The following is a 6069-nucleotide window of genomic DNA, read 5'->3' as shown; positions in this document are numbered from 1 at the left end:
CTTGGAGCCTGCGAACTGGCCGCCGTTGTCGTGCGGCTCGGTCCCGAACTCGACAAGGTGGCCGTGGCGCTGCTCGGGGTTGCCCACCGTGACCAGTGCCTGGTTCTCGGCTGCCAGCCGCTTGCCGCCGCCTTCCGCATAGGCCGGGGTCATCTCGCCCGGCTCGGTGATGACGATGGACTCCTTCAGGTCACCTTCGTCTTCCGGCGCGAGGGCAGCGGCCACGTCACGGAGGTCTTCGGCGCCCTTCACGATGGCCGGGCGCAGCTCGGCGATGATCTCCGCCGGGATAGCTTCTAGGCGTTTGGCCAGCTTCGCGGACTGCGCGGCGAGGTCGAACTTCTTCGCCATGGTCACACCGCCCAGGTACGGTGCGGTTGCAGGAGGTCGCGAACGCCGAAGGGCGTCGTGTACATGTTGCCGCTCGATGTCGCGGCTTCGCGGAATTCGTACCAGTAGGCGGCCAGCATCAAGATGGCCTGCTTGATGGTGCCCGGGCACGGGTCGGGGATCGGCTGGCCGATGAAGGCGGCGGCGTAGGCCTCGGCCACGTCGATCTTGGACGCCAGAAGGTCGTCATCAAGATCATGATCAAGGTTGAGCTGGGCCTTCAGCTCGTCAACGGAAACAGAACTCATGAATAACTCTCATTCAAATTATACATAGAATAACATTCATTTATGAATGTGTGAATCAAAAAAGTTATTTAAAGCAAACTGTGTACGGACCTCCCCCCGCCGGTCCAAGAAAGCAGGCGCAAATTTAGATGCCCCCCGGTCCTTGTGTGGGGCTGTGTGTCTCCACACTGTGACGGCAATTGCCTGCCGTGTGTGCGTAGGCCGCGCAGCCAGTTTGCTGCTATCTATGTTCAGTGGCCGGTGACAGGTGAGGGTCTACCTAATGCGGTAGTCTTCAAACGAAGACGGGCAGCGCTGTGGCTGCCCGGGTTGGAGGTGAAAACAGTCGTCTCAAGCCGCTAGCGCTTAGCGTGAGCGATTCCGCGTCAAATGCGCATCACGACGGCCAGCGACGCCAATGAGCGCAAACGAACTCGGTTCTGCCAAAGCGCACACGAGTGTACGCATGGACAAAAACGTCTCGATTCATGCCCTTACTCCTTGAGAAGGGTGGATCTTGACGTGAGCGTGCTTTTGTGAAATTCAGTAGGTGTCAGCCTTAGTGAATTTCATGTGGCCTGCCCACAGTGAACTCCGCTAAATTGAGGGGCCAGTACGGTATCGTGCTGGTCCTTCTCGTTTTTAGTCAACGTGGGCGCGCGGTTTTCGCTTCACGTAGACTTTCATGTTGGTTTTTGTCTGTTGATTTCCTCCAAGAACTATCGGGAGTGAGACTCGGTGCCCACAATGAGTAGGAGTACTGGCGCGATGGGGTGGGGTCAAGCCCGCGATGTGTGGTTTCCAGAAACTCCCAGGGGTTGTGTGTGTCCTTGGATGGCCTTGCGGGGGGCTATCGTTGCATCTATGGTGTTTTGAAACATACGAGCAACGGGTGAAGTCATGCAAGACGTGCTTACAGAACTCAAGAAGCGGCGGGAATTGCTGCGTTCTCAGCTGTCCAAGATTGAGGAGGCCATCGTTCAATATGAGCAATGGGCGGCGAACGTCTCGTCTCTTCTGAGTGACGGAACCGAAGCCGCCGCGAAAGTACACTCTGTTGGTGGTGCCGAGTTGGCGCCAGATGACATGCAAGAAGCGCCACAGACTTCGGTAAAAGACTTTGAAGAGATCTCGCTCGATTTGTTGGCGGAGATTGAACATCCGCTTCAGCGTGGTGAATTGCTGAATGAACTTGAAAGCCTCGGTGTCGTGATCCACGGCAAGGATCGCGCTACAATCGCAAATACGATGGCCGCGCGGCTCAGTCGTATGGATAAAGTCGTTAACCTTAAGGGGTACGGTTATTGGCTGGCGTCTCGTGAATACTCCCCTGCGAATTACACGGGAGACACGTTTGAGGCCGCAGAAGTCTCACCTCGATCCGAAAATGCGCCGGAGCAGAGCTTGGAGGAGAATGCACTTAAGGGCCTCTAAGGTGTTGACGTTATGTGTGCCGATCGTGGCTGCGCTTGTGGTGTAACTCAACGTATGCGCAGCCACTTTGTGAAGTCGCAATATTTTCTTTTGATAACTTTAGGTTAGCATCCGCCGTAGTTCTTGTTCCCGCTTGCGGTGATCGTGTACGTTCCGCCTCGCGGTCCGGTGTAGCATCGGGAACTAGACCGAACTGCTCGACGGCTAGATTCACGACGGCTGGATTCTTGTAGTGATTTGGCTCGGCGTACAGATTTCTGAAGATATGCACCCCATTCACAGGCTAGGCCATCGCCGTCGCGATCCAATCCGTATGGGTCGGAATGTGGCCCTCCATGTGTGAGAAAATACTTCTGAGCACTGCCAGACGTCGGGAAGTCGTCACAGTTGACGTCGGTCTTCGTGGGAAGGGGCCGTTGGTAGAGTTCCAGGCCATATGCGGCGGCGGTTGCTTCACCCAAGTAGGTGTAGCCTCGGCTATTCGAAGTCATTTCGCCGCGGGAGCCAAGTTCGGCTTCAATGAGAGCGACTTCCATTGGCGATGAGCGGCTGATTATACGTTCCGTCCAAAGGCTTCGAGTGGACATGTCCTCATACTTACTGGCGAGCATTTGAGGGGTTGCGCACGCCCCTAGAAGCAAGATTGCGCCACCAGCGATCCAAAACGTCTTCATTGCGTACCTGACAAAGGGTTACAGATGCGGCCTTTATGAATTGATTATTTAACGGTTAGTCAAGGTCGACACAGGGCGGGAACGATTCGTTCTTTCCTGCCGCTGCTTCTCGCGGTCATGACAGCACTTGCAGAGGGCCTGCCAGTTGCTGACGTCCCAGAAGAGGCTCTGGTCGCCACGGTGGGGCTGGATGTGGTCCACTACCTGGGCCGGGGCGTGGCACATGGCGCAGAAGGGGTGATGGTGCAGGAATTCATCGCGGGCCTTGCGCCATTCATGATTGTACCCGCGCTTTGCCGCTGTGGGTCGGTTGCGGTCGTGGCGGCGGTTCCGGGCACGGGTTCCAGCGATCTGACAGCCGCAGCGTTCGCCGTGCGGGACAACACGGCCACAAGAGCAGACACGGGGCGGCTTGGGCATCGGCTTAGGCAAGCCCTCTCAGGGCTGCCCGGTCGAAGGCCGGGTCAAAGCCTTGTGCTTCGATCTGCGCGAGCTGTTCGGCGGTATAGGCTTGGTACGGTGCGGGGGTTCCGCTGTTCCGTTCCTCGGTCTCTCGGCTGCCGTAAATCGCCTTGAGATACGACACCTTGCCCTCGAAGGCCTGCGTGATTTCGGTGGGGGTCGCGGCCCAGGTCTCGGCGGGGTTCCAGCCGAGCCAGCCGGTTCCGATACGGTACAGCTCGGCATACGCTTCGGGCCACGTCATCGGCTTGCCGGTGCGGGGTTCCGTTCCAGTCTCGGCCTTGGCCGGTTCCAGGAACAGGTTCACCAGCTCACACAGGGGTTCCACCAGAACGGCATGAACGCGGGCCAGCGGCTGGTTCTGAAGCGCGGCTAGAAGGGCCTCTGCGGTGGTGGAAGAGACCGCAGAGGCCCGGATAATCGCCTGCATGGTGATTACGTGGGTTTCGGACAGCCGGGAGATAAGCGGCTCCCACCCCCCATGCAGGCGTTCAAGGGTCATTGCCGCCCGCAGCGAGGGACGCAAGGTCACGACGTGGCCGTTGTGGCGGATCGTGACTTCCTCGATGCGGGCGAGCGGGGTCATGGCTTATGCGGCCATCTTGAGCTTGCGCAGGGCGGTGGGGCGGATGACGCCCGCGCCCACGCGGCGGCGCGCATGGTAGCGCATCAGGCCGTTGACACGCTGCGTGAATCCATCCGCCAGGACCGACAGTTGCAGCCGGTCGTAAATGCGATAGGCGCGCCTGAAGTCGCCGAAGATGATCGGTTCGGCGGCTGCGCCGATGTCGGGCATGTCCACAGCTTCCACCACCGGACGGCCCAGGATCGTTTCGGGCTGGCCTGCCTGATAGGACGGCTGCCACAAGTAGTTGCCGTGGCCGTCTTTCAGCGTGCGCAGGACTGCGAGGGTCGCGCCATTCATCACCCACGTTCCGGCGTTCCGGTAGGTGGCCGGCAGCGCGTACATCAGCGCAATCAGTTCATCCGGAGAGATGTCCTCGCCGCTGGTCGCGTCGGTCGCAGCGACGTTGGCGTCAGCCATGAAGCCGGAGGGTTCGTTGGCGGTGCTGCCGCTGACGAAGGAGAGGCTTTCCTTCTGGCCGAAGTCCTCGGCGAGGGCGAGGTTCAGTTCTGCCAGGACGTTCGCGCTGTCTTCGGCAAGCTGAAGCGACATGTCCACGAAGGTGGCCAGCTCCTTGATGGCAAGCTGCGCTTGGTCGAAGGTCGGCTCGCTGCCGGTGCGGGTGTCGGTTTCGCCAACCCAAGTCGCGTTCGTTACAGAGGTGCGCTTCGGCAGGATGACAGTCGTGCTCTCGGTAGACCGCACATCCGCAATCGCGCGGATCGGGCTAAACTCTACCAGATTGCGAAGGAATTCGGCGCTGACTTGCTCGGGGGCGAGCACGTGGTTCGCGGTGTCGCTCGCCAGAGTGAGCGACTTCTTGTCATCGCCGCTGATGTAGGCCGCGAAGTCCTTCGTCTCCGTCTCGCCCATGACGGGGTTCTGGATGCCGGTGACAGCCGGGCGGGCTGCGCGGGCTTCGATGGCGTCGAGCCGGGCGTTGATGCGGTCGAAGGCCTTCGTGTCGATTGCCGGTGCCTGCTTGGTCTCGACAGCGGCGGGGGTGGCCTCGGGGGCCGGGTTTTCGTTTTCCAAAATGGATTCCTCGGTAAGAACTGATTTCAAAGAGGTGATCTGCGCGCCCGGATGGGCCGGGACGGCAACAATGCTGATTTCGTGAAGCTCAAGCGCGGAGATGCGACGGCCACGGCCTGCGCGGACGGCCTGCTTCGTGATGAAGCCGATGCTCAGGCCGGAGACGGCACCAGCGCGGACCATGGCGCGGACCTCGCGGGCGCGCTCTACATCGTCCACCAGGAGCTGGCCCTTCACGGTCAGGCCCTGCGCGGTCTCGGAGACGCTGTTCCAGAAGCCGATGACCTGGGTTTGATCATGGCCGAAGAGCATCGGCAGCGATGGCAAGGCATGCGGGCCGGTGAAGGCGCCCTTCTCGATAGTTCGACCTGAACAAGACCCATTGCATTGATATATGGGGCGCAGGGCGGCAGCGGCGATTCCGGGGGCCTCCACCGTCGCCCGAAACTGCGTGCCGCCGCGGGCGCGCGTCAGCAGCAGGGCGCCGCTGCACCGGCTTCGGCGGCGTTGAACGGACTTGCCCCGCCGCAGCCTTCGAAGATTCCGTAATGCGTGGAGAAATCGCCGATGAAGGTGAAATGCTCCGCGAAGCGCGTCTCGGCCAGCATCTTCCAGGTGTTGCCGCAGACCGGGAAAACCTTGCCGGTTTCCATCTCGTGATGGCCGTCGAGCACGAAGCTGTGCGGGCTGTCGGGGATGGTGCCGCGATAGATCACCGCCTGGCCGTAATCCTCGCAATCGGGCTCGAGGTCGAGCTTGAAGAGCCGGTAGGTCGCCGACAGGAAGCGGTGCGGCCCGAGCTTCTCGGCGATCTGCGGGTTCGAAATCGCCAGCGGGCGGCTCTCGACCATGCGCGGATCGGGGAAGCCCGCCGCGCGCGCCAGCCGCAGGAAGTCGTTCCAGTAGAGCGCGCCAGACAGGCATTCGCCGTAGAGCACCGGGTCCTCGGCCAGCGCCTGCGGGATGCGCCGCTCGGCATAGACGTCGGAGAAGTACATCTCGCCGCCGGGCTTCAGCAGGCGCTCGGCGCCCGCCAGAACCGCCGCCTTGTCGGTGGCGAGGTTCACGACGCAATTCGACACGATCACGTCGAAGCTGCCCGGCTCCAGCGGCAGCTCGCCGAGCTTCTCGATATAGCCCTCGTGGAATTCGGCATTGGCGAAGCCGAAGCGCTCGGCATGCCAGTCTTGGTGCGCCCGCGCGACGGCAAGCTGTTCGGCGG

General features: G+C 60.9%; 8 protein-coding genes. 1 reads left to right on the top strand and 7 read right to left on the bottom strand.

The window, feature by feature from the left end; translation table 11 throughout:
- Together C7T91_RS25120 and C7T91_RS25115 are read right to left on the bottom strand one after the other, a co-directional pair.
- Positions 1 to 351: HK97 gp10 family phage protein (locus C7T91_RS25120; protein ID WP_201742257.1), on the bottom strand; the 351-nt coding region annotated here is incomplete at its 3' end.
- Positions 352 to 353: 2 nt separating this feature from the next.
- Positions 354 to 638: a head-tail connector protein gene (locus tag C7T91_RS25115; protein WP_108262275.1), complete on the bottom strand. Its 285-nt coding sequence runs from the start codon at positions 636 to 638 to the stop codon at positions 354 to 356.
- A gap of 879 nt (positions 639 to 1517) precedes the next feature.
- On the opposite strand from C7T91_RS25115, the gene C7T91_RS25110 reads away from it, so the two are divergent.
- The gene (locus tag C7T91_RS25110) at positions 1518 to 2051 is read left to right on the top strand and encodes a hypothetical protein (protein WP_108262273.1); all 534 of its coding nucleotides are present in this window, start codon (positions 1518 to 1520) and stop codon (positions 2049 to 2051) included.
- 104 nt (positions 2052 to 2155) lie between these two features.
- On the opposite strand, the gene C7T91_RS40025 is transcribed toward C7T91_RS25110, so the two are convergent.
- The 5 genes from C7T91_RS40025 to C7T91_RS25085 form a co-directional block, all read right to left on the bottom strand.
- Positions 2156 to 2542, bottom strand: coding sequence for an excalibur calcium-binding domain-containing protein (locus tag C7T91_RS40025; RefSeq protein ID WP_407943341.1), 387 nt, complete (start codon positions 2540 to 2542; stop codon positions 2156 to 2158).
- Between the two features lie 231 nt (positions 2543 to 2773).
- Complete coding sequence (locus tag C7T91_RS38725) at positions 2774 to 2950, bottom strand: HNH endonuclease (protein ID WP_330848890.1); 177 nt, start codon at positions 2948 to 2950, stop codon at positions 2774 to 2776.
- 199 nt (positions 2951 to 3149) lie between these two features.
- Complete coding sequence (locus C7T91_RS25095) at positions 3150 to 3773, bottom strand: phage tail assembly chaperone (protein ID WP_108262266.1); 624 nt, start codon at positions 3771 to 3773, stop codon at positions 3150 to 3152.
- A gap of 3 nt (positions 3774 to 3776) precedes the next feature.
- Complete coding sequence (locus C7T91_RS25090) at positions 3777 to 5282, bottom strand: phage major capsid protein (RefSeq protein WP_201742256.1); 1506 nt, start codon at positions 5280 to 5282, stop codon at positions 3777 to 3779.
- 35 nt (positions 5283 to 5317) lie between these two features.
- Positions 5318 to 6069, bottom strand: a 752-nt coding sequence (locus C7T91_RS25085) for a methyltransferase domain-containing protein (RefSeq protein WP_108262264.1), incomplete at its 5' end; no start/stop codon positions are given.

Source organism: Mangrovicoccus ximenensis (assembly GCF_003056725.1).
GTDB classification, from domain to species: domain Bacteria; phylum Pseudomonadota; class Alphaproteobacteria; order Rhodobacterales; family Rhodobacteraceae; genus Mangrovicoccus; species Mangrovicoccus ximenensis.
Note: the sequence above shows the minus strand (reverse complement) of the source record. Positions and strands in the feature narration are given on the sequence as shown.

Excerpts from the sequence above, each read along its gene's own strand:
- C7T91_RS25115 (WP_108262275.1), bottom strand. The coding sequence starts at position 638 with ATGAGTTCTGTTTCCGTTGACGAGCTGAAGGCCCAGCTCAACCTTGAT.
- C7T91_RS25110 (WP_108262273.1), top strand. The coding sequence starts at position 1,518 with ATGCAAGACGTGCTTACAGAACTCAAGAAGCGGCGGGAATTGCTGCGT.
- C7T91_RS40025 (WP_407943341.1), bottom strand. The coding sequence starts at position 2,542 with ATGACTTCGAATAGCCGAGGCTACACCTACTTGGGTGAAGCAACCGCC.
- C7T91_RS38725 (WP_330848890.1), bottom strand. The coding sequence starts at position 2,950 with ATGTGCCACGCCCCGGCCCAGGTAGTGGACCACATCCAGCCCCACCGT.
- C7T91_RS25095 (WP_108262266.1), bottom strand. The coding sequence starts at position 3,773 with ATGACCCCGCTCGCCCGCATCGAGGAAGTCACGATCCGCCACAACGGC.